Here is a 26089-nt window from a genome sequence, read left to right as displayed (position 1 = left end):
CAGGGCAGCGCGGCCGAAACACTCAAGCAGTCATTGGTGAGCTGGCGCTGGATTGCCATGTTTTGCGGACTCCTGGGGTTTGCTGCCATAACGGGAAATGTCGAGGCCTTCGGCGCTGATCTGTGGCTTTTTCTTCGCCATCAGGTCCGCCAGCAGGCGACCGGAACCACAGGCCATGGTCCAACCGAGGGTGCCGTGGCCAGTGTTCAGGAACAGATTCTTGAACGGGGTAGCGCCCACAATAGGCGTGCCGTCCGGTGTAGTTGGGCGCAGGCCTGTCCAGAAACTGGCCTGGGCCAGGTCGCCGCCCCGAGGATAAAGGTCGTTGACGATCATCTCCAGGGTTTCGCGCCGACGCGGGTTCAGCGAAAGGTCAAATCCAGCGATTTCGGCCATGCCGCCGACGCGAATACGGTTGTCGAACCGGGTGATCGCGACCTTGTAGGTCTCATCGAGAATGGTCGAGGTCGGCGCCATCGCCGGGTCGGTAATCGGCACGGTCAGGGAATAGCCCTTGAGCGGATACACCGGCGCGCGGATACCGAGGGGCTTGAGCAACTGTGGCGAGTAGCTGCCCAAGGCCAGGACGTAGCGGTCGGCTGTTTCCAGCTTGCCGTCGATCCAGACGCCGTTGATGCGGTCACCGGCGAAATCCAGGCGCTCGATATTCTGGTCGAACCGAAATTGCACGCCGAGCTGGACAGTCATTTCCGCCAGGCGGGTGGTGAACATCTGGCAGTCGCCGGTCTGGTCATTGGGCAGGCGCAGCGCACCGGCGAGGATGTCGGTGACGTTGGCCAACGCCGGCTCGACCCGGGCGATGCCTGCGCGGTCGAGGACTTCAAACGGCACGCCAGACTCCTTCAACACGGCGATGTCCTTGGCCGCGCCATCGAGCTGGGCCTGGGTGCGGAACAGTTGAGTAGTGCCCAGGCTGCGGCCCTCGTAGGCAATGCCGGTCTCGGCGCGCAACTCGTCCAGGCAGTCACGGCTGTACTCGGACAGGCGGACCATGCGCTCCTTGTTGATTGCGTAGCGGCTGGCAGTGCAATTGCGCAGCATCTGCGCCATCCAGAGGTATTGATCGATGTCGGCAGTGGCCTTGATCGCCAACGGCGCGTGACGCTGCAACAGCCACTTGATGGCCTTGAGCGGCACACCTGGCGCGGCCCACGGCGAGGCGTAACCCGGCGACACCTGGCCGGCGTTGGCGAAACTGGTTTCCATGGCCGGCGCCGGCTGACGGTCGACCACCACCACTTCAAACCCGGCACGGGCCAGATAGTAAGCACTGACGGTACCGATGACGCCGCTACCCAAGACCAGAACGCGCATGTTGAATCCTCATCGCGGATGACCGCTGACGTTTGTTGTACAAAGCTTAGATGGGCGCAGTGTAAAAAAGATCAGCCAGTGCTTTTCACTATATAAATCCCTATATTTGGCGAGAATTCTCGGCAAAAACCCTTTTCATGGAGGCGCATCACCTGTGCGTACCAATACCCAGACCAAGCGCGAGCTGGACAAGATCGACCGCAACATTCTGCGCATCCTCCAGGCGGACGGGCGGATTTCCTTCACCGAACTGGGCGAAAAGGTCGGTCTCTCCACCACGCCATGTACCGAGCGGGTCCGGCGCCTGGAGCGCGAAGGCATCATCATGGGCTACAACGCCCGGCTCAATCCGCAGCACCTGAAGGGCAGCCTGCTGGTGTTTGTCGAGATCAGCCTCGACTACAAGTCCGGCGATACCTTCGAAGAATTCCGACGCGCAGTGCTGAAATTGCCACACGTCCTGGAATGCCACCTGGTGTCGGGCGACTTCGATTATCTGGTGAAGGCGCGGATTTCCGAGATGGCCTCGTACCGCAAGCTGCTGGGCGACATCCTGCTCAAGCTGCCCCACGTGCGTGAGTCCAAGAGCTATATCGTGATGGAAGAAGTGAAGGAGAGCCTGAACCTGCCGATCCCGGATTGAGAGGCCTAGACCAACACCTGCCGGGTACTCGCCATGTACTCATGAATCTGCTTCTCGACACGCGGGTGGATCAGCTCCACCGGCCGTCGACCATTGGGACATGGCAAGGTCGCCGTGGTGCCGAACAGACGGCAGATCAACGGCCGCTCGTCGTAGACCGTGCAACCGTTCGGCCCCAGGTGCACGCAATCGAGCGCTTCCATGGCGGCGTCCTGTTCGGCGCGGGTCTTGCGCGGTAGCCGGGACATTTCCTCGGGCGAGGTGGTCACCGGGCCGCAGCAGTCGTGACAGCCCGGCACGCACTCAAACGTAGGGATCTGCTGACGCAGCGTGCGGATTTTTTGGCTGTTGCAGCTCATCGAGGCGAGTACCGGGTCGGGACAGCCTTGGATTCTGCCTCAAAAGGCGCAGGCCAGACAGCGTCAGCCGACCAGAGTTGCCGATGGAGGAAAGCACGGCTTATGCTCCGTAAAATTTCTCAAACACATCAATCAGGATTACGCACATGAACGCCCGTGTTCAGCAACCTGTCCCGAGCCACGCGCACGCCGCCTCTTATTACGCCGCCAGCAGCCTGCCGCAGCCGGACCATCCGGTGTTGCAAGGCGAGCTGATCGCGGACGTCTGTGTGGTGGGCGGCGGGTTCTCCGGGTTGAACACGGCCATCGAACTGGCCGAGCGCGGGATGAGCGTGGTGTTGCTCGAAGCACATAAAATTGGCTGGGGTGCCAGCGGACGCAACGGCGGCCAGTTGATTCGCGGCGTTGGGCACGGCCTCGACCAGTTTGCTTCGGTCGTCGGTAACGACGGCGTCCGTCAGATGAAACTGATGGGGCTTGAGGCGGTGGAAATCGTCCGACAACGAGTCGAGCGCTTTCAGATTTCTTGCGACCTGACCTGGGGTTATTGTGACCTTGCGAACAAACCCGGCGACCTCGAGGGCTTCGCCGAAGACGCCGAAGAATTGCGCAGCCTGGGCTACCGCTACGAGACCCGACTGCTGCGCGCTGACGAAATGCACAGCGTGGTGGGCTCGGATCGTTACGTTGGCGGCTTGGTCGACATGGGTTCGGGTCACCTGCATCCGCTCAACCTGGCGCTGGGAGAAGCCATGGCGGCCCAGCAATTGGGAGTTCGACTGTTCGAACGATCAGCCGTCACCCGCATCGACTATGGCCATCAAGTAAAAGTACATACCGAGCACGGCTCGGTCCGCGCCAATACCCTGGTGCTGGGCTGCAACGCCTACCTCAATGGCTTGAACCAGGAGTTGAGCGGCAAAGTGCTGCCGGCCGGCAGCTACATCATCGCGACCGAGCCGTTGAGCGAAACTCAGGCACATGCGCTATTACCGCAGAACATGGCCGTTTGTGATCAGCGGGTGGCGCTGGATTATTACCGGCTTTCGGCGGATCGCCGCTTGTTGTTCGGCGGGGCTTGTCATTATTCCGGGCGCGATCCGCAGGACATCGGCGCCTATATGCGTCCGAAAATGCTCAAGGTTTTCCCTCAGTTAGCGGACGCGAAAATCGATTATCAATGGGGCGGGATGATCGGCATCGGCGCCAACCGCTTGCCACAGATCGGCCGTCTCAAGGATCAGCCGAACGTGTATTACGCCCAGGCCTACTCGGGCCATGGCGTAAACGCCACGCACCTGGCGGGCAAACTGCTGGCCGAAGCAATCAGTGGGCAACAGGGAGGTGGCTTCGATCTTTTTGCACAGGTGCCGCATATGACATTCCCAGGGGGCAAACATTTGCGCTCACCGCTGCTGGCATTGGGGATGTTGTGGCATAGATTGAAAGAACTGGTGTGACAGGGGCCGAGGGAGCTTGCTCCCTCGCCACAGGTTTCTTATCGATTCAAATCCGCCAGAACGGCTTCAAGCCTTCCGCCCGCGCCTGCTCCCGACTCAGTCCAATATCACGCAACTGTTCGGTCGACATGTCCAACAGGGCTTTGCGTGTATGCAAACGATGCCAGAACAGTCCCCAGCGACTCAGGCCGGCTGGCGCATTGCGCAAAGCCCCGCTGCGCAGCTCCTTTTCCTGCCCAGCCGCCAGTTCCTGACTGTGTAACGTCAGCCGTACATCGCTCAAGCCGTTCATTTTTGATCGCTCCTGTTTACTTGGGTAGCCAGAGCTTTCATGATGCGCGGACGGCCAAAAGCAATACAGATTCAGGCGATGTCTTTTATAAGCATACAGAATCGGCGTTTTCGGCACTGAATCGAAGTTTTGCGCCGCAACTGTATTGGTTGTCGCTTTCCCACTTCACTGAGAACGCACCATGACGCTGTACGTGAACCTCGCCGAGCTGCTCGGCACCCGTATCGAACAAGGCTTCTACCGCCCCGGTGACCGGCTGCCGTCGGTGCGCGCCTTGAGCACCGAACACGGGGTCAGCCTGAGCACGGTCCAGCAGGCCTATCGCGTGCTGGAGGACAGCGGGCTGGCAATGCCGAAACCCAAGTCTGGCTATTTCGTGCCGGTCAGCCGGGAACTGCCGGACCTGCCGGCGGTGGGCCGTCCAGCCCAGCGCCCGGTGGACATTTCACAATGGGACCAAGTGCTGGAACTGATACGCGCCGTACCGCGCAAAGACGTGGTGCAGCTGGGTCGCGGGATGCCGGATATCCATTCGCCAACCATGAAGCCATTACTTCGCAGCCTGGCGCAGATCAGCCGACGGCAAGACATGCCCGGCCTGTATTACGACAACATCTACGGCAACCTGGAACTGCGGGAACAGATCGCCCGGCTGTCCTTGGACTCCGGCTGCCAACTGGGCGCCAACGATCTGATTGTCACTACCGGCTGCCACGAAGCGTTGTCAGTGAGCGTCCGCGCCACCTGCGAGCCAGGTGACATCGTCGCGGTGGATTCACCCAGCTTCCATGGCGCCATGCAGACGCTGAAAGGCCTGGGCATGAAAGCCCTGGAAATCCCCACCGACCCACTCACTGGCATCAGCCTGGAAGCTTTGGAACTGGCGTTGGAGCAATGGCCGATCAAGGCCATACAGTTGACCCCTAGCTGCAATAACCCGTTGGGTTACATCATGCCCGAGGCCAACAAACGCGCCCTCCTGACCTTGGCACAGCGCTTTGATGTGGCGATTATCGAAGACGATGTGTATGGCGAGCTGGCCTACACCTACCCGCGTCCGCGCACCATAAAGTCTTTCGACGAAGATGGGCGCGTCCTGCTCTGCAGTTCTTTTTCCAAGACCTTGGCGCCGGGCCTGCGAGTGGGTTGGGTTGCCCCCGGCCGCTATCTGGAACGGGTGCTGCACATGAAGTACATCAGCACGGGATCTACCGCGCCGCAGCCCCAGATCGCTATTGCCGAGTTTCTCAAGGCTGGTCATTTCGAGCCGCATTTACGCCGCATGCGCGGGCAATACCAGCGCAATCGCGACGTAATGATGGACTGGGTCAGCCGATATTTCCCCCAGGGCACCCGCGCCAGCCGCCCTCGTGGCAGCTTCATGCTCTGGGTCGAGTTGCCGGAAGGCTTCGATACGCTGAAGCTCAACCGCATGCTTCATGACCAAGGGGTCCAGATCGCGGTCGGCAGTATTTTCTCGGCATCTGGCAAATACCGTAATTGCCTGCGCATGAACTACGCTGCCAAGCCAACGGCGCAAATCGAAGATGCTGTACGCAAGGTGGGTGCCGCCGCGAGCAAGCTGTTGAGCGATGTCGCCAACGTCCAATGAAGCTCATCGCTCACTGAATGATCGGCGGTGCAGGTACGCTCAGCCAACCTGGCAAGCCACCTCAAGACGATCAATAGGCGCTGAGGATGCCGGCATCTGGCGAGTATCGATTTCCAAGCGGCAGATTTGCTCATCGGCAAGCGCTATAGAGAGTTTTGCCACGACAGGGGCATCCTCCAGATATACCAGGCCCGTATCGACCACCGTCGTCAAGTACTGACCCGCGTGGTCGTAAACCCCAAGGCCCTTGGCCATGGGCACCCCCTCTTCGTTGCGCACGTATAGCAACAAGCGACGAACCCTGGCGGCCTGGAAGTCGAGCCGCGGCACAGCGCCGCGCGCTGCCCGCACTTCTTGGTAACCATTTGGCACCTCAATGTTGCGAGGGAGGCTGACCGTGTCGATTTCAACACGGCTCGCCTGGTAAGGCGGCAGTTCAGCCGCCACCGCACGCCCGGCTCCATCGGTCCAGACGGGCCCCTGGGACGTTCCAATCTTGACTCCGGCGTAGTCGCCGACTTTGAGCAGGCCAAACGTGTCGCGCAGCGGATACGGCGAAGGCGTCACGCCCTCGTCGTGCAAAGCCAACCCCCCGCGTAGCGTCAGGTCATAATGGCGCGCGCCGGCGCTGCTCTGGGAATACCCCAGTTCTGCGCTGGTATAACGGGGCACGGCGTTAAGCCTGGCGTTGAAGTCGTTCCGGTCGTCGGCGAAGCGATCGGCACCGATGCTGTAGCCAAGGCTGTCACTGACCTGCTCCGAATAACGTGCGCCACTGCGCACTCCTCTCGAATCATCGTAACGTACAGAAGTGCTTATTCTTCGGTTGCGTCCCAGGGGCACACCCACGTTGACGAACGCACCTGATCTACCCGCTTGCTCAAACCTGTCGTGTTCAAGGCTCAGCGAAAACGTCGCCCAGTCGAAACCCCGCGACCATGCCGCGCTGACCCTCGAATGAGCTTTTCCACCCCCGCCCTGATAGCGAGCCAATGATCCGCTCAGCGCACCCCATGCCGGATCCGCTCTCCTCAGCGATAGGCTCCAGTGATTGGCCGCGCGGGCAAACGGGTCACCTCCAACGGCATCACGCCCGGCCTCAGACAAGTATCGAAACCCAGGGCTGCGCTGGCCCGCTGTCAAACCGACCGATAGCCCGTCGCCCAGCGTCGTGTTGAGTGTGGCCTGGATCTCTTGGCCGCCGATGCCTCGTGTCGTGCGTGAACCGAGCTGCTGCAGGGTCAGCACGGTCGCTGGGGTCAGCGCTTGAGAAACGCCCCATCCAATGGATTGGTAACCGTCGGCCCCCATCCACCCTGCGCTCGTCTGCGTCCGAGGGCCCCATCGCCAGTCCCGGCTGGCCGCAAAAAATGACGGAGTGTCATGGTCACGCCCGATCTGCCGGATCCTGCCTGCCGCCAATCCATAACTGGGCAGGGTGCCTAGTCTCGCGGGACGCACTTGCGCGGCAGGCACATGAAAATCGCGACGCTCACCGCTTTCTTCGAACACGCTGACTTCCAGATCCAGCCTATCACTGATCAGCGGCAGGTCGCGCAAGGTGAACGGCCCGGGGGGGACCAAAGTGGTATAGATCACGATGGCACTCTGACGGACCTCGACTCGGGCCGTCGAATAGGCCAACCCTTGGACCTCGGATCCCGCGCCCAGCCCACCCGCATCCGCGGAAAGCGCCGTTTCCGGGAAGATTTGCACCCCGGTGAACGGGCCCGTGGAAAACAACGAGGAACGCATGTTCAACTGGCCCAACTGCACCTGCGCGCCAAATCGCTCCCAGGTCTTGGATGCTTGGGTGTACAGCGTCTCGAAACGCGTCACGCCCTGGAACGACGTGTAATTCTGGCGGCTGCGTACGACCCAATCTCCGGCGTTGAAACCCAGCTCAGTGCCCAAGCTGCGATAGTGGCTGGACTGCCCCGCAGCGGAACCGTCGATGACCAGAGCATCGTAATTCCACACACCTGCCACCCCTCCGGAGTCCCAGCCGCCGGGACGCTGCCCTGGCCTCGCCAGCAAGTCGGCGGGCACCACCAATGAAACCAGGTTCTGTCCCGGATCAAGCTGCACCTGGAAGCCGGCCAACGCTTGTACGGCAGACAGGCACAGCGCCTCATCAACGCCTGGATTCACGTTCGACGGCGCGGCGATTCCCACGTGCTCAAACAAGTTCGCATCGACGCACAACTGCCCTTCGTCATCGAACGTCACGAAGATCTGCCCGGAAGGTACGCCATTGACATTCAGGGAGACGCGGTTGCGTCCTGCGGCAAACCGCGCGGCGCTGCGAAAGTACTCGGCGACATTCGGATCGATCCCTCGCGCTTCGAGCACCGAACGGTCAAATTCATCGGACGCCTGTGCCGAGGCTTCGGTCCAGGCAATCGACATCAGGACCAGGCTGCCGACAGGCCGCCAGAAGACACCCAGGCCCACTACTGCAAGCTCAAGCGTGCGTCGTGGCTACCAGCGGCAAACCCGTAGGTGGTGGCTGGGAACAACCGGACATGTGTGCCCAGGCTCGATGGCGTGGCGAACGCCAGCGTTTCCCCCGGCAGGATATAGGTACGGCCGATATCCAGTGTTGCACCACCGGGAATCAGACTCACCGACCGTGCCAGCCTCACAACATAGGGGCTGGGATTGCTCACGCTTATCTCACCGGTCCTGGCGCTCCAGACCAGCCGTTTCCAAGGCATTCGCTCCGTTGCCAGGCCAGCCGGACGAATAATCACCGGGATGTTCTGGCGCACGCCCATGGAGATTTGTGCGCCGCTCGCCGCCGGACGCGCTTTGATGCCCTCGAACACGACGCGCTTGAGCCGCTCCGTCTGCAAGACAGCGGCACTGTGAAGGATAAAACGCACTTGCTGGCTCTGGCCGGGTTCCAGTCGAGCCACGGGAGGGTTGACCAGGAGCAACGGTTCCTTGTCCTGCGGAAGGTCAAGGACAGCGCTATAGAGCAATGCCGGTTGATCGTCCGTATTCCTGACATTCAGGGTCGCCTCCCCTATGCCCTGGTCGACAATCACAACCGGCGTTTCCGGGACCATTCCGGCCGCCTGGGCGCCAAGGCCTATGAATGGCAGGCACAGCGCTGCCATCGCACTCGTCCACAGCGAGCAATTTCGAACAAACATGGGAATCTCCAGAGGCACCGACCGAGACATGCCAGGCACGTCTCGTCGGCATCAAACCTACCCGCAGGAGCACGGCTCCTCAGGCGAATCGATAGCCCTTCAGACGCGCATCACGCGTCGCATGCGCCAGGAGTCAGAGGTAAAACACATCGAACGTAACCGAACCGTCGAGATCGAAGTCATCGGTGGTAGCCGGTAATTCGGACGTGGCGCGAATGACCGCGGCGACTTTCATCGGGAAGGTGTGAAGACGAGCCGGTGCGGGACCGGCTGCCGGGCTACCCCCCCAGGAGTAAGTCGTTGGCGCATTGGTCACCAAACCATTGGTCGGCACGCTCCAGCCCGGATTGGCCGCCGTTCGTAGCAGCAGTGACTGCAAAGCGCCGTCGGCCCGAGGCTGGCCACCCAACAAACCGAAACCACCGATGCCGACCCCCTGGGTGCTACCCAGGCCGTAATACAGATCATCGCCTCGGCTTCCGTTGAAGGACAGGCCCGGCACTTTGGAAGCACCGCGGTTGTCAGTCACGGCAATTTCCACGGCCGCCGGAGCGGAGCAGGTGATTTGCAGGCTGACGTCCCGCTGAGGAAGATCGTTCTGCCGATCGGGGGCCAGGGTGGACGAAAAAATCCGGCCTAGGTTGACATCGCTACCACCGGCAAATGCCGGAACGCAGGAGGTCGGAATGACCCGGCCAGTTACATTCAAATCAACACTGGCCGCCTGGGCGATCATGGGCGTGGAAGCAGCAGCCAGCATGCTGGCCAGGAATATTTTTTTCATGATTACTTACCTGTGGAATGGGAGGGAGTGGAGTCATGCGATGGCTATCAGGGAAGGAAACCAGCCACCGGCAGCAATGCCTGCGTATCGTTGCCTACCAGATGGGATTTTTCTGTAGGAAAAGGCTCCTCGACGCGCCATGTTTTTCAGCAAAACGCGTGGCTCTCTTGGCCTTGGAGGCGGTGTCCCACACCCAAGGGGCATCGCATCTCGCAGGCATGACGGATCAAAAAGCCGTGCCATACTCCTTCGCAACGACCCGGGATGATTCGACTTGAAACCCCACGTTCCCCTGACATTCGCTCTGTTGCTCGCCACGACTCTCTGCGGCTGCGCGAGCCTGGATATCACTCGCGAGCCCAGCCAGGCGCTAGCGGCGGAGCATTCGACCTTCGGTCGCTCAGTCCAGGCCCAAGCCGCTCTTCACGAGGGCCGCTCGGGCTTTCGTCTACTGTCGGACAGCTCCGAGGCCTTCACCGCCCGGGCCGAATTGATCCGCAACGCTCAAAGCAGCCTGGACTTGCAGTACTACATCGTCCATGACGGGATCAGCACGCGAATGCTGGTGGACGAGTTGCTCAAGGCCGCCGACCGGGGCGTACGCGTGCGCATCTTGCTGGATGACACCACCAGCGACGGGCAAGAGGAGACCATCGCGACGCTCGCTGCCCACCCCAACGTCCAGATCCGCCTGTTCAACCCTTTGCATCTTGGCCGCGCCACCGGCGTGACCCGCGGCCTCGGGCGGCTGTTCAACCTGTCGTTGCAGCATCGAAGGATGCACAACAAGCTTTGGCTGGCGGACAACAGCATGGCGATCGTCGGAGGCCGAAACCTGGGGGATGAGTATTTCGATGCCGAACCCAACCTGAACTTCACCGACATCGACCTGCTCGGCGTCGGGCCGGTGGCCGAGCAGCTGGGACATAGCTTCGACCAGTATTGGAACAGCGCCCTGAGCAAGCCCATCGAGCAGTTCATGTCCCATCGGCCCACTGCCCAGGACTTGGCCGACAGCCGCTTGCGCCTGCAAGCGTCCCTTGATCAGACGCACAAGGAAAACCAGGCGCTGTATCAACAGCTGACCACCTACAAGACCCAGCCACGCCTGGACACCTGGCGCAGTCAATTGATCTGGGCCTGGAACCAGGCATTGTGGGACGCGCCTAGCAAAGTACTGTCAAGGGATGAGCCTGACCCCCAATTGCTGCTGACAACGCAACTGGGGCCGGAGCTGACCGGAGTGAGCAAGGAATTGATCATGATCTCGGCCTACTTCGTCCCCGGCCAGCCGGGCCTGGTGTACCTGACCAGTCGCGCCGATGCCGGCGTATCGGTGAGTCTGCTGACCAACTCCCTGGAAGCCACTGATGTGCCCGCTGTTCATGGCGGCTACGCGCCGTATCGCAAGGCCCTGTTGCAGCACGGCGTGCGCCTGTTCGAACTGCGACGACAGCCGGGCGACAATGGCAGCAGCCCACATCTGTTCTATAGCAAATCCTACGGCGAGTCGGACTCCAGCCTACACAGCAAGGCGATCATCTTCGACCGGCAGAAGTCCTTCATCGGCTCGTTCAACTTCGACCCGCGTTCGGTCCTGTGGAACACCGAGGTCGGTGTCCTGGTGGACAGCCCGGAGCTTGCCGACCAGGTGCGCGAGCTGGCGTTACAGGGGATGGCGCCGACCCTGAGTTATCAAGCGCGGCTTGAAGAGGGAAGAATGGTATGGACCACCGAAGACAACGGCAAGCTACACGACTTGGACCGCGAGCCAGGCAGTTGGTGGCGCCGGTTCAATGCCTGGTTCGCCACGACGATCGGGCTTGAGAGCATGCTCTGAGGGTTGACTGCTTTTCTGGCAGTCCGCCTTTGTGGCGAGGGAGCAAGCTCCCTCGTCGCCGGCCTCTTCTAACTTCAGGCGGGCTGTGTCGCTCCGAACGCGCCTTGTCGCAACAACAGAATCACCAACCCGAACGCCCCCGCAGCCATGAACAGGGGCAGCGCGTGCCCGCTGATCCATTGGCTGCCCGCCCCCGCCAACAAAGGTCCAACCAGGCATCCAATGCCCCAAAGCTGGGCAATATGAGCGTTGGCCCGGACCAGCGCATCGTCGCGATAACGCTCGCCGATCAAAATCAGCGACAAGGTGAACAGCCCTCCCGCGCTGGCACCAAACAGCACCCACAGCGGCCAGATGAAGAGCGTGTCGATCAGCAGCGGCACTGCCAGGCTGGACAACATCAAGACCACCGCGCAGCCAGTGAACAGCGAGCGACGCGAAAGACGATCGGCCAGGGCACCGATGGGCAATTGCAGCAAGGCATCGCCGACCACCACTGTGCTGACCATCGCCAGTGCGACATCGGCGCTGAAGCCCTGGCGCAAGCAATAGACGGGCAGCAACGTCAGGATCATGGCTTCAAAGGCGGCGAACAACGACACGGCCCAGCCAATCGCCGGCAAGCCCCGGCAAAAGCCCCAGAGATCCTTGAAGGTGACACTGCTGGCTTCACTGCTGGGCGCCCCGCTACGGCCAAGCAACAATAAGGGTGAGACCAGCAGCAGGCCGACGCCCACCCAGAAACCATAGTCGTGGTCGGTCCCAAGGGCGCCGAGCAGCAACGGACCGGACAGTTGGCTCAACGCATAGCTGCTGCCGTACAGCGCGACCAACCGGCCGCGCCATTGTTCGACGACCAATTGGTTGATCCAGCTCTCGCCAAGGATGAATACCAGCGTCAGGACCACGCCGATCAACAGCCGCAGCAGCAACCACACCGGATAACTGGGCAACAGCGCCAGCAACCCGATGGACAGTGCCCCGCCCCAGAGGCACAGGCGCATCAATGCCGCCGTGCCGAAGCGCGCCGCCAGTCGGCTCGATACCTTGGCCCCGACCAGCACCCCAACGGCCGGCATGGCGGCCATAACGCCGATGGCGAACGAACCGTAACCCCAGCCCTCCAGGCGCAGCGACACCAGCGGCATGCTCACGCCCAGGGCCAGGCCGACACTCAGGACAGACGCCAACACGGCGAAATAAGTCGCCCAACGCATTTCCCTGCTCCTGTAGCAATCACTCAAAACCAATGCGGGAGCGAGCTTGCTCGCGATGGCGGCGCGACATTCAACGATGTCGTCGACTGTCATACCGCTGATCGCGAGCAAGCTCGCTCCCACAGGGGACTAGCGCTACTTGAGGGCCCGAACCGGATCCGGAGCCGTCATTTCATCAGAGCTTGATCCAGGTCGCCTTCAGCTCGGTGTATTTGTCGAACGCATGCAACGACTTGTCCCGGCCGTTACCCGACTGCTTGAAGCCACCGAACGGCGCGGTCATGTCACCGCCGTCGTACTGGTTGACCCAGACGCTGCCGGCGCGCAGCGCCTTGGCGGTCAGGTGGGCCTTGGAGATGTCCTTGGTCCACACCGCGGCAGCCAAGCCGTATGGCGTGTCGTTGGCGATCTGGATGGCTTCTTCGGCGCTGTCGAAGGCGATGACGGACAATACCGGGCCGAAGATTTCTTCCTGGGCGATCTTCATTGCGTTGCTCACGCCATCGAAGATCGTCGGTTCAACGTAAGTGCCGCCGGTCTCTTCGAGGATCCGCTTGCCGCCCGCCACCAGCGTGGCGCCGTCGCTGTGACCGGCCTCGATGTAGGACAACACGGTATTCATCTGCTGGGTATCGACCAGGGCACCGACATTGGTGGCCGGGTCCAGCGGGTTGCCAGGCTTCCAGCCCTTGAGGGCCTCGATCACCAGCGGCAGGAAGGTGTCCTTGATGGAACGCTCCACCAGCAGGCGCGAGCCGGCGGTGCAGACTTCGCCCTGGTTGAAGGCAATGGCACTGGCGGCGGATTCGGCGGCGGCTTGCAGGTCCGGGGCATCGGCAAACACGATGTTCGGGCTCTTGCCGCCGGCTTCCAGCCAGACGCGCTTCATGTTGGACTCTCCGGAATAGACCATCAGTTGCTTGGCGATCCGGGTCGAGCCGGTGAATACCAGCGTATCGACATCCATGTGCAAGGCCAGCGCCTTGCCAACGGTATGGCCGTAGCCCGGCAGAACGTTCAGCACACCTTTGGGAATACCCGCCTCAATTGCCAGGGCGGCGATACGGATCGCGGTCAGCGGGGATTTTTCCGATGGTTTCAGCACCACGGAGTTACCGGTGGACAACGCAGGGCCGAGCTTCCAGCAAGCCATCATCAGCGGGAAGTTCCACGGCACGATGGCGCCGACCACGCCGACGGGTTCGCGGGTCACCAGGCCTAACTGATCGTGGGGCGTCGCGGCCACTTCGTCGTAGATCTTGTCGATGGCTTCACCGCTCCAGCTCAGCGCCTGGGCGGCCCCGGGCACGTCGATATTCAGCGAATCGCTGATCGGCTTGCCCATGTCCAGGGTTTCCAGCAGGGCCAGCTCCTCGGCGTTCTGCTTGAGCAGCCCGGCGAAGCGAATCATGGCGGCTTTGCGCTTGCTCGGCGCCAGGCGCGACCAGACGCCGGAATCGAACGTGGCGCGAGCATTTTCGACGGCGCGCTGGGCATCGGCCACGTCACAGCTGGCGACCTTGCCCAGCAGGCGGCCATCGACCGGGCTGAGGCAATCGAAGGTTTCGCCGGACACCGCATCGGTGTATTCGCCGTTGATGAAAGCGCGGCCTTCGATCTTCAGGTCGCGGGCACGCTGTTCCCAGTCGGCACGAGTCAGGGTGGTCATGCGAGTGTCCTCCTCTTATTGGGTAGGAACGCCGCGGCACCCGCAGCGCTCAAGAATTCTGCCCGGCCAGCCCGTTTTCGGCGCTGTTATCGGCACGGAACATCCGCCACCCTAAACCAGCCGCCGCTAATGTTTCAATATATTTGACATAACGCTGGCAAACGGCCTTGCGATGTTCGTTTTAATAAACATAGACTCGAGGCCTTCCACGCTATCTCCGGGGATCACTTGCATGCATATTCAGGACATCGTCGATTTCAGCCAGGCCAACACTACCCCCGAACGCTATCGCCCGGACCCCACCAAAATACTCAAGGGTGATCCTGAACAGGCGGTGTTCAATCATTACAACAGCCCATGCGGCCAGATGAATGCCGGGGTCTGGGAAGGTGCGGTCGGCCAGTGGACGGTCAACTATACGGAACACGAATACTGCGAAATCGTTCAGGGCGTATCGGTGCTGCGGGATGCCGAAGGCAATGCCAAGACACTTCGGGCGGGCGATCGCTTCGTGATTCCGGCCGGGTTCAAGGGCACCTGGGAAGTGCTGGAGCCTTGCCGCAAGATTTATGTGGTGTTCGAGCAGAAGGCCTGAGGGTTTTGTGCTGTCTGGGCTTGCTCGCGAGGGCGCCCTGACAGACAAGACACCGTTAACAAAAAAGGCCCGTATCTCGCGATACGGGCCTTTTTCGTAAAGAAGGAAAAATCAATTACTTGATTTTGCCTTCCTTGTAGATCACGTGCTTGCGAACAACCGGATCATATTTCTTGATCTCGATTTTGTCCGGGGTAGTACGCTTGTTCTTGTCGGTAGTGTAGAAGTGACCAGTACCGGCGCTCGAGATCAAACGAATCAATTCACGCATGATTAGCTCCCTTAAACCTTGCCATCGCGACGAAGTTCGGCCAGCACGACACTGATGCCACGCTTGTCGATGATGCGCATGCCCTTGGCAGATACGCGCAGACGTACAAAACGTTTCTCTTCTTCAACCCAGAAGCGGTGATGCTGCAGGTTCGGCAGGAAACGACGACGGGTTTTGTTGTTTGCGTGGGAAATGTTATTCCCAGTCACCGGACCCTTACCGGTAACTTGACAGACTCTCGACATGCCTCAGCCCTCTAAAACCACATGCCCAACCCGGCATGGGTTGGCCGCTTAATCTCTCAGTCATTTGGCGCCAGGCGCCGCGTTTCTTTAAGGGTCTTACCGGCTACACCTACAGTGAAGGAACCGGGCCCCTAGAAAAGAGCGCTGCTTTATACCAGAAAGACCCCAGCACAACAACAGCCGGTGTGATTTGTCTTCGTTGGAAATCATCAATCGGCAGCCCCGGGCGGCTGGGGCAAGGGCCGGCGATGGCCTTACCGCTCGTCGCGGCGCGCAGGTTTTTTTCAATCGATGCCGGGTTCCAACCCAGGGCACCTCCTGCGAAGCGCAGGAAAGAGTGCCGGAAAATGCAAAATGGGGATAGTCATTTGCAGGCGAGCCCACTAGGGTAGACCTTTTCCAGACTGCACTCGCAGATGGGCCTCCGACCTGCACAGGAAATCAAATCATGCGCCTCGCTGCCCTACCACTGATGCTCGCCCCTCTGCTGATCAGCCCTCTGGTCCAGGCCGCCGCCCTGAGCGTATGTACCGAGGCCAGCCCGGAAGGGTTCGATGTCGTTCAATACAACTCGTTGACCACCACCAATGCTTCGGCCGACGTGCTGATGAACCGCCTGGTGGACTTCGATACGGCCAGCGGGAAAGTGGTCCCGAGCCTGGCCGACAGCTGGGAAGTGTCGCCCGATGGACTGACCTATGTGTTCAAGCTGCGTCCACGGGTCAAGTTCCATCACACCGACTATTTCACACCGCACCGCGACTTGACCGCCGAAGACGTCAAGTTCAGCTTCGACCGCATGCTGGATCCGGCCAACCCTTGGCACAAAGTGGCGCAGAGTGGCTTCCCACACGCTCAATCCATGCAATTGCCGTCGCTGATCACAAAAATCGACGCCCTGGACCCGCTAACGGTGCGATTCACACTGGACCATGCCGACTCGACCTTCCTGGCGACGCTGAGCATGGGCTTTGCGTCAATCTATTCAGCCGAATACGCAGACCAGTTGCTGAAGGCCGGCAAGCCGGAACAACTCAACAGCCAGCCCATTGGCACCGGCCCGTTCATTTTCAGCCGTTTCCAGAAAGACGCCTCGATCCGCTACAAGGCCAACAGCGAATACTTTGGCGGCAAGCCTCAGGTCGACCCCCTGATTTTCGCCATCACCCCGGACGCCAATGTTCGCCTGCAGAAACTGCGGCGCAATGAATGCCAGATCGCGTTGTCGCCCAAGCCGTTGGACGTACAGGCCGCCAAGCAAGAGCCTACGTTGAAAGTGGAACAGACTGACGCCTTCATGACCGCCTTCCTGGCGATTAATAGCCAGCATCCCCCCTTGGACAAACCTGAAGTCCGTCAGGCTATCAATCTCGCGTTTGACAAGCCCAGCTACCTCAAGACCGTTTTCGAAGGCACCGCCGAAGCGGCCAACGGTCCTTACCCCCCAAACACCTGGAGCTACGCCAAAAACCTGCCCGGCTATGCCCATGATCCGGCCAAAGCTCGGGACCTGCTGGCCAAGGCCGGGTTGAAAGAGGGCTTCAAGACCACCATATGGACTCGCCCTTCCGGCAGCCTGCTCAACCCCAACCCGAGCCTTGGCGCCCAACTGCTGCAATCGGACCTGGCGGAAATCGGCATCCAGGCGGAAATCCGCGTGATCGAATGGGGCGAGCTGATCCGCCGCGCCAAGGCTGGCGAGCATGACCTGCTGTTCATGGGCTGGGCCGGTGATAACGGCGATCCGGACAATTTCCTCACGCCGCAATTTTCCTGCGCGGCGGTCAAGTCCGGCACCAACTTCGCCCGTTATTGCAACCCGGACCTGGACAAGCTGATCAGTGCTGGCAAGACCACTGGCGAGCAAGGTGTCCGCACCAAGCTCTACGAACAGGCACAGGCTCAGATCCAGCAGCAGGCCCTTTGGTTGCCGTTGGCGCACCCGACCGCCTTCGCATTGACCCGCAAGGATGTGCAGGGGTATGCGGTGAGCCCGTTTGGGCGCCAGGACTATTCCAAGGTCAGCTTCAAGTAACCCCAGCCCCACAGCCCCCCTGTGGGAGCGAGCTTGCTCGCGATAGCCGCGCATCAGACACATCAATGCTGACTGAGCAACCGCTATCGCGAGCAAGCTCGCTCCCACAAAGGGTCTTGTTCGTCAGATCGAACCTACATCCACCCATACTCCGCCATGGACAGTGGCTCCCCATCGCCAACGATGAAATGATCGAGCACCCGCACATCGATCAGCTCCAGCGCCTCCTGAAGCCGCTCGGTGAGCATTCGGTCGGCCTGGCTGGGCTCGGTGTTGCCGGAGGGGTGGTTGTGGCACAGGATCACGGCAGCGCAATTGTGGGCCAGGGCCCGCTTGACCACTTGCCGAGGGTGAACGGTGGCCGTGGCGATCGAGCCGCGAAACAGTGCTTCAAACGCCAGCACCTGGTGCCGTGAATCAAGGAACAGACAACCAAAAACCTCATGAGGCTCGTGGCGCAGCATTGACTTCAGATAGTCACGAACAGCCTGCGGATCCTCAAGCATTGATTTTTGCCGCATCCGCTCTGCCAGATGTCGCCGGCCCATTTCAAGAACGGCCCGCAATTGTGCGAATTTCGCCGGGCCCAGGCCCATCTGACTGCTGAACGTAACCTGGTCCGCTTCAAGCAGCGCGCGCAGGCAGCCAAATTGACTCAATAGGTGTCGCGCCAGATCCACCGCGCTTCTGCCCGCCACTCCCGTGCGCAAGAAAATCGCCAGCAACTCGGCGTCCGAAAGACTCTCCGCTCCCGACACCAGTAACCTTTCCCGCGGCCGCTCGGCCACGGGCCAATCCCGAATACTCATGGCATCTCCCTGATAGTGGGCGCCGCTGTTCCATAGCGGACGCTGTGATATCTTAGCCCATCTTTTTTGCAGGCGATTTTCACCCAGGCAGCTCACGCCAAGGGTTTCGCTCTGCGCTGACCACTGAAATCGAAAGGCAGGCCTATGCAGCGGCTGTATCGGAAACGCATCGTTCTGGGCGTCGGCGGCGGCATTGCCGCCTACAAGAGCGCCGAGCTGGTTCGCAGGCTTATCGACCAGGGCGCGGAAGTGCGGGTCGTCATGACCCGTGGCGGCAGTGAATTCATCACGCCGCTGACCATGCAGGCCCTGTCCGGCCACCCGGTCCACCTGGATCTGCTCGACCCGGCGGCTGAAGCCGCCATGGGCCATATCGAACTGGCCAAGTGGGCCGACCTGGTGTTGATCGCCCCGGCCACGGCCGACCTCATCGCCCGCCTGGCCCAGGGCATCGCCAATGACCTGTTGACCACCCTGGTGCTCGCCACCGACGCGGTGGTCGCCGTGGCACCGGCCATGAACCAGGCCATGTGGCGCGACCCGGCCACCCAGGCCAATCTGGAACTGCTTGAAAGTCGCAACCTGAAAGTCTTCGGTCCAGCTTCCGGCAGCCAGGCCTGCGGCGATGTCGGGATGGGCCGCATGCTAGAAGCCACCGACCTGGCCCAATGCGCCGCCGACTGCTTCAAGCGCGAAGCCCTGACGGGCAAGCACGTATTGATCACCGCCGGGCCGACCCAGGAAAACATCGACCCGGTGCGCTACATCACCAACCACAGCTCAGGGAAAATGGGCTTCGCCCTGGCCGAAGCCGCCGTAGAGGCTGGCGCCCGGGTGACGCTGATTACCGGCCCCGTGCACCTGCCGACCCCAGACCGGGTTACGCGCATCGACGTCGTCAGCGCCCGGGACATGCTTGCCGCCTGCGAAGCGGCCATCCCGTGCGACCTGTTCATCGCCTCGGCGGCAGTGGCGGACTACCGGCCTGAAGTCGTCGCCCCGCAAAAATTGAAGAAAGACCCTACGAGCGGCGACGGCCTGCTCCTGCAAATGGTGCGCAATCCCGATATCCTCGCCACCATCGCCACCCGCCCCGACCGACCGTTCAGCGTGGGTTTCGCCGCCGAGACCGAACACCTCCTCGATTACGCCGCGCGTAAGCTCAAGGACAAGAATCTGGACCTGATCGTCGCCAACGACGTCGCCAACCCGAGCATTGGGTTCAACAGCGAGGAAAACGCCTGCAGCGTGATCGACCGCCAGTTGCACGCCACGCTTTTCGCCCAGACCAGCAAGGGCAAGATCGCCCGCCAACTGATCACTTTCATCGCCGAACGGCTGAACCAGGTTTAATTTCAATGCACGCTCTACAAGCCAAGATCCTCGACCCACGCATCGGCAACGAATTTCCATTGCCGCAGTACGCCACACCGGGCTCCGCCGGCCTCGACCTGCGGGCCATGCTCAAGCAGGACACCGTCCTGGAGCCGGGCCAGACCCTGCTGATTCCGACCGGCCTGTCGGTCTATATCGGTGACCCGGGCCTTGCCGCGCTGATCCTGCCACGCTCGGGCCTGGGCCATAAGCACGGCATCGTGCTGGGCAACCTGGTCGGGCTGATCGATTCGGACTACCAGGGCGAACTGATGGTGTCCTGCTGGAACCGTGGCCAGACCGCTTTTAACATCGCAGTGGGCGAACGCATCGCTCAGCTTGTGCTGGTGCCAGTGGTCCAGGCCCACTTCGAACTGGTCCAGGAATTCGACGAAAGCCAACGTGGCGCCGGCGGCTTCGGGCATTCCGGCAGTCATTGATACTGCGTTGCAGCCGGGCACCTTGCCTGACTGCTTTATTAAGCTTCTGTTTCAGGACGAAAAATGCGCAACGGCTGGCGACAAGGTTTCCCACCGGGAATCAAGGTTTTAGACGGTTCAGACCGGGATACCGCTGTCTCATGGCACGCTCCCACCGCGAACTCTCTGCCAAAAACGCCGTCATACCCTTCAGCTTGAGCCTGCCGACGCCCCTGTCGGCGTGTCCAGTCACTTTCCTGATAGAGCGCCCGCCCATGAACACCCCAGCCGCAATCGCCCCGATCTTTCCTGACAGTATCTTCCGCGCCTACGACATCCGTGGCGTCGTGCCGGAAACCCTGACGGCTGAAACCGCTTACTGGATTGGCCGCGCCATTGGTTCCCAGAGCCTGGCCCAGGGCGAACCGAACGTGAACGTCGGCCGCGATGGTCGTTTGTCCGGCCCGGAACTGGTCGAGCAATTGATCAAGGGCATTGCCGACAGTGGTTGCCATGTCAGCGACGTCGGCCTGGTGCCAACACCGGCGCTGTACTACGCCGCCAACGTGCTGGCTGGTAAATCCGGCGTGATGCTCACCGGCAGCCACAACCCGTCGAACTACAACGGCTTCAAGATCGTCATCGCCGGCGACACCCTCGCCAACGAGCAGATCCAGGCCCTGCACACCCGCCTCAAGACCAATGACTTGAGCAGCGGCCAGGGCAGCGTGACCAAGGTCGACATCCTCCCGCGCTACAACGATGAGATCGTCAAGGACGTGAAGCTCGCTCGCCGCCTGAAAGTGGTGGTCGATTGCGGCAACGGCGCGGCTGGCGTGATCGCCCCCCAACTGATCGAAGCCCTGAACTGCGAAGTTATCCCGCTGTTCTGCGAAGTCGACGGCAACTTCCCGAACCACCACCCGGACCCGGGCAAGCTAGAAAACCTGCAAGACCTGATCGCCAAGGTCAAGGAAACCAATGCCGACCTGGGCCTGGCCTTCGACGGCGACGGCGACCGCGTGGGCGTGGTGACCGAGACCGGTAGCGTCGTGTTCCCGGACCGCCTGCTGATGCTGTTCGCCAAGGACGTCGTGGCACGCAACCCCGATGCGGAAATCATCTTCGACGTGAAGTGCACCCGTCGCCTGGTGCCGCTGATCAAGGAATACGGCGGCCGTCCGCTGATGTGGAAAACCGGCCATTCGTTGATCAAAAAGAAAATGAAACAGAGCGGTGCCCTGCTGGCCGGCGAAATGAGCGGCCACATCTTCTTCAAGGAGCGTTGGTTCGGTTTTGATGACGGCATCTACAGCGCGGCACGCCTGCTGGAGATTCTGAGCAAGGAAAAATCCACTGCGGAAGAACTGTTCGCAACCTTCCCGAACGATATTTCTACGCCGGAAATCAATATCCATGTGACCGAAGAGAGCAAATTCAGCATCATTGATGCACTGCACGATGCCCAGTGGGGCGAAGGCGCCGAACTGACCACCATCGACGGTGTGCGGGTCGACTACCCACAAGGCTGGGGCCTGGTTCGCGCCTCTAACACCACGCCGGTGTTGGTGCTGCGCTTCGAGGCCGACAACGAGGCCGAACTGCAGCGCATCAAGGACGTGTTCCACACCCAACTCAAACGTGTTGCACCCGATCTCCAACTACCGTTCTGATTTTTGAATCACCACCGGAGCCCTGAATGACCCTCGAACGCGAAGCCGCCGCCAACACCGCCAAGGTCCTGTCCGAAGCGTTGCCTTATATCCGACGCTATGTCGGCAAGACCCTGGTGATCAAGTACGGCGGCAACGCGATGGAAAGCGAGGAGCTGAAAACCGGCTTTGCCCGCGACATCGTGCTGATGAAGGCCGTGGGCATCAACCCGGTCGTGGTGCACGGTGGTGGCCCGCAGATCGGCGACTTGCTCAAGCGCCTCTCCATCGAGAGCCATTTCATCGACGGCATGCGCGTCACTGACGCACAGACCATGGATGTAGTGGAAATGGTGCTCGGCGGCCAGGTCAACAAGGACATCGTCAACCTGATCAACCGTCACGGCGGCAGCGCCATCGGCCTGACCGGCAAGGACGCCGAGCTGATCCGCGCGAAGAAGCTCACCGTTACGCGCCAGACCCCGGAGATGACCCAGCCGGAAATCATCGACATCGGCCAGGTGGGCGAAGTGGTCGGCATCAACACCGACCTGCTGAATTTGCTGGTCAAGGGCGACTTCATCCCGGTCATCGCGCCAATCGGCGTGGGCGCCAACGGTGAGTCGTACAACATCAACGCCGACCTGGTGGCCGGCAAGGTCGCCGAGGCGCTGAAGGCCGAGAAGCTGATGCTGCTCACCAACATTGCCGGCCTGATGGACAAGACCGGCAAGGTCCTGACCGGCTTGTCGACCCAGCAAGTCGACGACTTGATCGCCGACGGCACCATCTACGGCGGCATGCTGCCGAAGATTCGTTGCGCGCTGGAAGCGGTACAGGGCGGTGTTGGCAGCTCGCTGATCATCGACGGTCGCGTGCCGAATGCGATCCTGCTGGAGATCTTCACCGATACCGGCGTGGGTACGTTGATCAGCAATCGCAAGCGTCCTTAAGCGATACCTGCAAAAAAAAGACCCCGCTCAACCTGGTTGAGCGGGGTCTTTTTTTATTTAACTTTCAGATGAGCTTCTGTGGCGAGGGAGCTTGCTCCCGCTCGATTGCGCAGCGATCGCAAAAATATTGGGGCCGCTGCGCGACCCAGCGGGAGCAAGCTCCCTCGCCACAAGATCAAAATCATCGGGCTTCTTAGACGCCGAACTGGGCGCGGTAGGCTTCCACCGCCGGCAGATGCTGCTTGAGCTGCGGATCATCGGCCAAGAATTCCAGCACCTGGTTCAGCGAGACAATGCTGATCACCGGGATGCCGAAGTCGCGCTCAACTTCCTGAATTGCCGACAGCTCACCATTGCCGCGCTCCTGGCGGTTCAGGGCGATCAGCACGCCGGCGGCCTTGGCGCCTTCTTGCGAGGCGATGATCTGCATCACTTCGCGAATGGCGGTGCCGGCGGTGATGACGTCATCGATGATAAGCACATCGCCGGTCAGCGGCGCGCCGACAAGGCTACCGCCCTCGCCATGGGCCTTGGCTTCCTTGCGGTTGAAGCACCAGGGCAGGTCGCGGCCATGGTGTTCGGCCAGGGCGACGGCGGTGGTGGCGGCCAGCGGGATGCCTTTGTAGGCGGGCCCGAACAATACGTCGAACGGGATGCCGCTCTCGACGATGGCCGCGGCATAGAACCGACCCAACTGCGCCAGGGCGGTGCCGCTGTTGAACAGGCCGGCGTTGAAGAAGTACGGACTGGTGCGCCCGGACTTGAGAGTGAACTCACCGAAGCGCAGAACACCGCGATCGATGGCAAAGCGAATGAAATCGCGCTGATACGCCTGCATGAAAAAAAGCCTCAAATACCGCGGATTTAGCTAAATAGGTACACGGCGTGTATCATACACGCACGTGATTTTTGGGGCCATTTATGCGGATCATCAGTGTGAACGTCAATGGTATTCAGGCTGCAGTGGAGCGTGGTTTGCTCAGTTGGCTGCAAGCACAGAATGCCGACGTCATCTGCCTGCAGGACACCCGCGCCTCCGCCTTTGAACTGGACGATGCAGCCTTCCAACTGGATGGTTACTTCCTTTATGCCTGCGATGCCGAAGTCCCCGCCCAGGGTGGCGTGGCTTTGTACTCGCGGCTGCAACCGAAGGCTGTCATCAACGGTCTCGGTTTCGAGACGGCGGACCGCTACGGGCGCTACCTGCAAGCCGATTTCGACAAGGTCAGCATCGCGACCTTACTGCTCCCTTCGGGGCAGAACGGCGATGAAGATTTGAATCAGAAATTCAAGTTGATGGACGACTTCGCCCGTTACCTTGATAAACAGCGGCGCAAACGTCGCGAGTACATTTATTGTGGCTCGCTGTACGTGGCGCAACAGAAGCTGGATATCAAGAACTGGCGCGACAGCCAGCAATCTCCTGGTTTCCTGGCGCCGGAACGGGCCTGGATGGACGAGATCATTGGCAACATGGGCTATGTCGACGCCCTGCGTGAAGTCAGCCGCGAAGGCGACCAGTACAGCTGGTGGCCGGACAACGAGCAGGCCGAGATGCTCAATCTCGGCTGGCGTTTCGACTACCAGTTGCTGACGCCTGGGCTGCGCCGCTTCGTACGCAGCGCCCGCCTGCCGCGCCAGCCACGGTTCTCGCAGCACGCGCCGCTGATCGTGGACTACGATTGGACGCTGACGATCTAAGCGTATCGACGAGCTGCTGCAGGCCGACCGGTCAAAAAATACCCGTATCGCGAGATACGGGTATTTTTTTGGAGCATGTATCCGCTTCAGGCTTCAAGCCGCGGCAAATAACGGCAGGGCAAGGTACAGCTTGATGACGATGACGTTGACGATATCGATGAAGAACGCTCCCACCATGGGTACCACCAGAAACGCTATCTGCGAGGGTCCGTAGCGCTGAGTCACCGCCTGCATGTTGGCAATCGCCGTCGGCGTAGCCCCCAGCCCGAAACCGCAATGCCCTGCCGCCAGGACCGCGGCGTCGTAGTGGCTACCCATCAGCCTGAACGTCACGAAAATCGCAAACAAAGCCATGATCAACGTCTGGACTGCCAAAATGATGAAGATTGGCAAGGCCAGTGACGCCAGGTCCCACAACTTGAGCGACATGAGGGCGATCGCCAGGAACAGCGACAAGCTGACGTTGCCAAGCACAGACACTTCACGCTCGAAAACCTGATACAAGCCAAGCGCCGAAAGACCGTTGCGCAAGATTACCCCCACGAACAGGACGCAAACGAACGTCGGCAACTCGAATGCGGTACCGTGGAGCTGCCCGTTCAGGAGCGTGCCAGCCAACAGGCTGACAGCGATAAGAGCAAGTGTCTCGATGAACGAGAACGGCGTGATCGAGCGTTCTTCGTTCGGCTGCTCGAACCCCTTGGGCGCGCGAGGCTTTTGCGACTCAAGGCAACCGGGCACTTGGACACGCTTGATGAGCAGGCGAGCAACCGGACCACCGATCAAACCGCCCAACACCAAGCCAAACGTCACAGAAGCCATCGCGAGTTCGGAAGCGGAGGCCAGGCCGTATTTCTCACTGAACACCGTTCCCCACGCTGCGCCTGTTCCATGGCCGCCCGCCAAGCTAATCGAGCCGGTCAGCAATCCCATCAAGGGGTCGAGCCCCAGCGCTTTTGCCAGCCCGATGCCCATGGCGTTCTGGACCACCAGCAAGCCGGTCACCGCCAACAGGAAAATCCCCACCACGCGCCCGCCTCTTCTCAGGCTGGCGAAATCCGCACTCAGGCCGATCGTGGCGAAAAAAGCCAGCATCAATGGCGTTTGCAACGAAGTATCAAACCGAACTTCAATATCAAGTGCGCGCAAAGCCAAAAGAACCAAAGCCACTACCAGCCCGCCTGCTACAGGCTCGGGGATATTGTAGACACGCAGAAAACCAACACGGCCCACAAGCCCACGTCCCAGTAAAAGTACCAGGGAGGCGGCGACAAGCGTGCCGTAGAAATCGAGCTGAAACATGAATATCCATCTTTTCTGTATCTATTCAAGGGCGAACTTTTTACCTGGATACGCCACTTGAGCAGGTTGAATGCTCAACACTGATTGGTCTTTAATTCAAACGCCTTCAATGGCTTGAATATATCGAAATATTTCACGGAGAATATTGCTTGGAGCGACTCTATCAACCGAAGACTATCGATGCCAAGCATATGGGCCACGCGAGCATCGCTCAGTTGTGACTAAAAGTTTAAGAGCGGCAATATACCGACAAGAGACAATGCGCAGCTGGACACGACGGCTGTTGCAATGAACGGTTTTGTGACATCAATCTCTGAGTTCTCAACTTCTTGTTTCGATACTTCCTTCAGTGATGGAATCACAT

At 60.5% G+C, this 26089-nt stretch carries 23 protein-coding genes and 1 pseudogene; 11 read left to right on the top strand and 13 right to left on the bottom strand.

From position 1 onward, the window contains the following. Positions 1-30 precede the first annotated feature (30 nt). Positions 31-1335 carry a D-amino acid dehydrogenase gene (dadA, locus tag DOCECA_RS23200; RefSeq protein WP_445571149.1) on the bottom strand — a complete coding sequence of 435 codons (1305 nt, stop codon included), beginning with the start codon at positions 1333-1335 and terminating at the stop codon, positions 31-33. Between the two features lie 154 nt (positions 1336-1489). Between dadA and DOCECA_RS23195 the strand changes: the two genes are divergently transcribed. Further along, positions 1490-1978 carry an Lrp/AsnC ligand binding domain-containing protein gene (locus DOCECA_RS23195; protein WP_003206849.1) on the top strand — a complete coding sequence of 163 codons (489 nt, stop codon included), beginning with the start codon at positions 1490-1492 and terminating at the stop codon, positions 1976-1978. 5 nt (positions 1979-1983) lie between these two features. On the opposite strand, the gene DOCECA_RS23190 is transcribed toward DOCECA_RS23195, so the two are convergent. Continuing rightward, on the bottom strand, positions 1984-2337 hold the full coding sequence (locus DOCECA_RS23190; RefSeq protein WP_420767171.1) for a YkgJ family cysteine cluster protein: 354 nt from the start codon (positions 2335-2337) through the stop codon (positions 1984-1986). A 146-nt stretch (positions 2338-2483) separates the two neighbouring features. Here DOCECA_RS23190 and DOCECA_RS23185 point away from each other — a divergent pair, with 146 nt between their 5' ends. Beyond that, positions 2484-3797 carry an NAD(P)/FAD-dependent oxidoreductase gene (locus tag DOCECA_RS23185; RefSeq protein ID WP_445571148.1) on the top strand — a complete coding sequence of 438 codons (1314 nt, stop codon included), beginning with the start codon at positions 2484-2486 and terminating at the stop codon, positions 3795-3797. A gap of 46 nt (positions 3798-3843) precedes the next feature. Here the strand turns inward: DOCECA_RS23185 and DOCECA_RS23180 are convergent, their stop codons facing one another. Then, positions 3844-4089 carry a DUF1127 domain-containing protein gene (locus DOCECA_RS23180; RefSeq protein ID WP_420767169.1) on the bottom strand — a complete coding sequence of 82 codons (246 nt, stop codon included), beginning with the start codon at positions 4087-4089 and terminating at the stop codon, positions 3844-3846. A 181-nt stretch (positions 4090-4270) separates the two neighbouring features. Between DOCECA_RS23180 and DOCECA_RS23175 the strand changes: the two genes are divergently transcribed. Continuing rightward, complete coding sequence (locus tag DOCECA_RS23175; RefSeq protein WP_420767168.1) at positions 4271-5701, top strand: aminotransferase-like domain-containing protein; 1431 nt, start codon at positions 4271-4273, stop codon at positions 5699-5701. 39 nt (positions 5702-5740) lie between these two features. Here the strand turns inward: DOCECA_RS23175 and DOCECA_RS23170 are convergent, their stop codons facing one another. The 3 genes from DOCECA_RS23170 to DOCECA_RS23160 all read right to left on the bottom strand — a co-directional run bounded on the left by DOCECA_RS23170 (position 5741) and on the right by DOCECA_RS23160 (position 9643). Continuing rightward, positions 5741-8155 carry a fimbria/pilus outer membrane usher protein gene (locus DOCECA_RS23170; RefSeq protein WP_445571147.1) on the bottom strand — a complete coding sequence of 805 codons (2415 nt, stop codon included), beginning with the start codon at positions 8153-8155 and terminating at the stop codon, positions 5741-5743. Next, complete coding sequence (locus DOCECA_RS23165; RefSeq protein ID WP_434608871.1) at positions 8155-8859, bottom strand: fimbria/pilus chaperone family protein; 705 nt, start codon at positions 8857-8859, stop codon at positions 8155-8157. Before DOCECA_RS23165 ends, DOCECA_RS23170 begins: the two co-directional genes overlap by 1 nt. Positions 8860-8992: 133 nt before the next feature. Next, a complete protein-coding gene (locus DOCECA_RS23160; RefSeq protein ID WP_434608869.1) occupies positions 8993-9643 on the bottom strand; it encodes a DUF1120 domain-containing protein in 651 nt (216 codons plus the stop codon). Between the two features lie 274 nt (positions 9644-9917). Here DOCECA_RS23160 and DOCECA_RS23155 point away from each other — a divergent pair, with 274 nt between their 5' ends. Further along, positions 9918-11483: a phospholipase D family protein gene (locus DOCECA_RS23155; protein WP_420767164.1), complete on the top strand. Its 1566-nt coding sequence runs from the start codon at positions 9918-9920 to the stop codon at positions 11481-11483. 74 nt (positions 11484-11557) lie between these two features. Here the strand turns inward: DOCECA_RS23155 and DOCECA_RS23150 are convergent, their stop codons facing one another. After that, a complete protein-coding gene (locus tag DOCECA_RS23150) occupies positions 11558-12700 on the bottom strand; it encodes an MFS transporter (protein ID WP_420767163.1) in 1143 nt (380 codons plus the stop codon). Between the two features lie 175 nt (positions 12701-12875). Further along, a complete protein-coding gene (locus tag DOCECA_RS23145; protein WP_420767162.1) occupies positions 12876-14369 on the bottom strand; it encodes an aldehyde dehydrogenase in 1494 nt (497 codons plus the stop codon). Between the two features lie 232 nt (positions 14370-14601). Here DOCECA_RS23145 and DOCECA_RS23140 point away from each other — a divergent pair, with 232 nt between their 5' ends. Next, complete coding sequence (locus DOCECA_RS23140; protein ID WP_420767161.1) at positions 14602-14964, top strand: cupin domain-containing protein; 363 nt, start codon at positions 14602-14604, stop codon at positions 14962-14964. A gap of 115 nt (positions 14965-15079) precedes the next feature. Here the strand turns inward: DOCECA_RS23140 and rpmG are convergent, their stop codons facing one another. After that, positions 15080-15235: a 50S ribosomal protein L33 gene (gene rpmG, locus DOCECA_RS23135; protein WP_003177274.1), complete on the bottom strand. Its 156-nt coding sequence runs from the start codon at positions 15233-15235 to the stop codon at positions 15080-15082. An 11-nt stretch (positions 15236-15246) separates the two neighbouring features. After that, positions 15247-15480: a 50S ribosomal protein L28 gene (gene rpmB, locus DOCECA_RS23130; protein WP_003177273.1), complete on the bottom strand. Its 234-nt coding sequence runs from the start codon at positions 15478-15480 to the stop codon at positions 15247-15249. 448 nt (positions 15481-15928) lie between these two features. Between rpmB and DOCECA_RS23125 the strand changes: the two genes are divergently transcribed. Continuing rightward, on the top strand, positions 15929-17515 hold the full coding sequence (locus tag DOCECA_RS23125) for an ABC transporter substrate-binding protein (protein ID WP_434649670.1): 1587 nt from the start codon (positions 15929-15931) through the stop codon (positions 17513-17515). A 134-nt stretch (positions 17516-17649) separates the two neighbouring features. Here the strand turns inward: DOCECA_RS23125 and radC are convergent, their stop codons facing one another. After that, positions 17650-18324 (bottom strand): RadC family protein, encoded by a 675-nt coding sequence (radC, locus tag DOCECA_RS23120; RefSeq protein ID WP_445572185.1) that lies wholly within the window; start codon positions 18322-18324, stop codon positions 17650-17652. A gap of 144 nt (positions 18325-18468) precedes the next feature. On the opposite strand from radC, the gene coaBC reads away from it, so the two are divergent. The 4 genes and pseudogenes from coaBC to argB all read left to right on the top strand — a co-directional run bounded on the left by coaBC (position 18469) and on the right by argB (position 22722). Further along, positions 18469-19677, top strand: coding sequence for a bifunctional phosphopantothenoylcysteine decarboxylase/phosphopantothenate--cysteine ligase CoaBC (gene coaBC, locus DOCECA_RS23115; RefSeq protein WP_420767159.1), 1209 nt, complete (start codon positions 18469-18471; stop codon positions 19675-19677). Positions 19678-19682: 5 nt separating this feature from the next. Continuing rightward, entirely contained in the window at positions 19683-20138 is a 456-nt protein-coding gene (gene dut / locus DOCECA_RS23110; RefSeq protein WP_030138214.1) for a dUTP diphosphatase, read from the top strand. A gap of 236 nt (positions 20139-20374) precedes the next feature. Then, positions 20375-21790: pseudogene (locus DOCECA_RS23105) on the top strand (phosphomannomutase/phosphoglucomutase); the annotation flags it as partial. A 26-nt stretch (positions 21791-21816) separates the two neighbouring features. Next, the gene (argB, locus tag DOCECA_RS23100) at positions 21817-22722 is read left to right on the top strand and encodes an acetylglutamate kinase (protein ID WP_030138216.1); all 906 of its coding nucleotides are present in this window, start codon (positions 21817-21819) and stop codon (positions 22720-22722) included. Between the two features lie 193 nt (positions 22723-22915). Here the strand turns inward: argB and pyrE are convergent, their stop codons facing one another. Then, positions 22916-23560, bottom strand: coding sequence for an orotate phosphoribosyltransferase (pyrE, locus tag DOCECA_RS23095; RefSeq protein WP_060740059.1), 645 nt, complete (start codon positions 23558-23560; stop codon positions 22916-22918). 83 nt (positions 23561-23643) lie between these two features. On the opposite strand from pyrE, the gene DOCECA_RS23090 reads away from it, so the two are divergent. Further along, positions 23644-24423, top strand: coding sequence for an exodeoxyribonuclease III (locus DOCECA_RS23090; protein WP_013694557.1), 780 nt, complete (start codon positions 23644-23646; stop codon positions 24421-24423). Positions 24424-24516: 93 nt separating this feature from the next. Here DOCECA_RS23090 and gltS read toward each other — a convergent pair whose 3' ends face one another. Beyond that, positions 24517-25725, bottom strand: a complete 1209-nt coding sequence (gene gltS / locus DOCECA_RS23085) for a sodium/glutamate symporter (RefSeq protein ID WP_445571146.1) — start codon at positions 25723-25725, stop codon at positions 24517-24519. Between the last annotated feature and the right edge of the window lie 364 nt (positions 25726-26089).

The organism is Pseudomonas sp. E102 (assembly GCF_052660185.1).
The sequence above is the reverse complement of the archived record's forward strand: the minus strand, read 5'-3'. Positions and strand labels throughout refer to the sequence as shown.

What these genes read in the sequence shown, in the direction of transcription:
- DOCECA_RS23160 (WP_434608869.1), bottom strand. Translation starts at nt 9,643, where the DNA reads ATGAAAAAAATATTCCTGGCCAGCATGCTGGCTGCTGCTTCCACGCCC.
- DOCECA_RS23090 (WP_013694557.1), top strand. Translation starts at nt 23,644, where the DNA reads ATGCGGATCATCAGTGTGAACGTCAATGGTATTCAGGCTGCAGTGGAG.
- rpmG (WP_003177274.1), bottom strand. Translation starts at nt 15,235, where the DNA reads ATGCGTGAATTGATTCGTTTGATCTCGAGCGCCGGTACTGGTCACTTC.
- DOCECA_RS23150 (WP_420767163.1), bottom strand. Translation starts at nt 12,700, where the DNA reads ATGCGTTGGGCGACTTATTTCGCCGTGTTGGCGTCTGTCCTGAGTGTC.
- argB (WP_030138216.1), top strand. Translation starts at nt 21,817, where the DNA reads ATGACCCTCGAACGCGAAGCCGCCGCCAACACCGCCAAGGTCCTGTCC.
- DOCECA_RS23185 (WP_445571148.1), top strand. Translation starts at nt 2,484, where the DNA reads ATGAACGCCCGTGTTCAGCAACCTGTCCCGAGCCACGCGCACGCCGCC.
- DOCECA_RS23165 (WP_434608871.1), bottom strand. Translation starts at nt 8,859, where the DNA reads ATGTTTGTTCGAAATTGCTCGCTGTGGACGAGTGCGATGGCAGCGCTG.
- dut (WP_030138214.1), top strand. Translation starts at nt 19,683, where the DNA reads ATGCACGCTCTACAAGCCAAGATCCTCGACCCACGCATCGGCAACGAA.
- DOCECA_RS23180 (WP_420767169.1), bottom strand. Translation starts at nt 4,089, where the DNA reads ATGAACGGCTTGAGCGATGTACGGCTGACGTTACACAGTCAGGAACTG.
- rpmB (WP_003177273.1), bottom strand. Translation starts at nt 15,480, where the DNA reads ATGTCGAGAGTCTGTCAAGTTACCGGTAAGGGTCCGGTGACTGGGAAT.
- radC (WP_445572185.1), bottom strand. Translation starts at nt 18,324, where the DNA reads ATGAGTATTCGGGATTGGCCCGTGGCCGAGCGGCCGCGGGAAAGGTTA.
- DOCECA_RS23145 (WP_420767162.1), bottom strand. Translation starts at nt 14,369, where the DNA reads ATGACCACCCTGACTCGTGCCGACTGGGAACAGCGTGCCCGCGACCTG.
- DOCECA_RS23140 (WP_420767161.1), top strand. Translation starts at nt 14,602, where the DNA reads ATGCATATTCAGGACATCGTCGATTTCAGCCAGGCCAACACTACCCCC.
- dadA (WP_445571149.1), bottom strand. Translation starts at nt 1,335, where the DNA reads ATGCGCGTTCTGGTCTTGGGTAGCGGCGTCATCGGTACCGTCAGTGCT.
- gltS (WP_445571146.1), bottom strand. Translation starts at nt 25,725, where the DNA reads ATGTTTCAGCTCGATTTCTACGGCACGCTTGTCGCCGCCTCCCTGGTA.
- pyrE (WP_060740059.1), bottom strand. Translation starts at nt 23,560, where the DNA reads ATGCAGGCGTATCAGCGCGATTTCATTCGCTTTGCCATCGATCGCGGT.
- DOCECA_RS23125 (WP_434649670.1), top strand. Translation starts at nt 15,929, where the DNA reads ATGCGCCTCGCTGCCCTACCACTGATGCTCGCCCCTCTGCTGATCAGC.
- DOCECA_RS23175 (WP_420767168.1), top strand. Translation starts at nt 4,271, where the DNA reads ATGACGCTGTACGTGAACCTCGCCGAGCTGCTCGGCACCCGTATCGAA.
- coaBC (WP_420767159.1), top strand. Translation starts at nt 18,469, where the DNA reads ATGCAGCGGCTGTATCGGAAACGCATCGTTCTGGGCGTCGGCGGCGGC.
- DOCECA_RS23190 (WP_420767171.1), bottom strand. Translation starts at nt 2,337, where the DNA reads ATGAGCTGCAACAGCCAAAAAATCCGCACGCTGCGTCAGCAGATCCCT.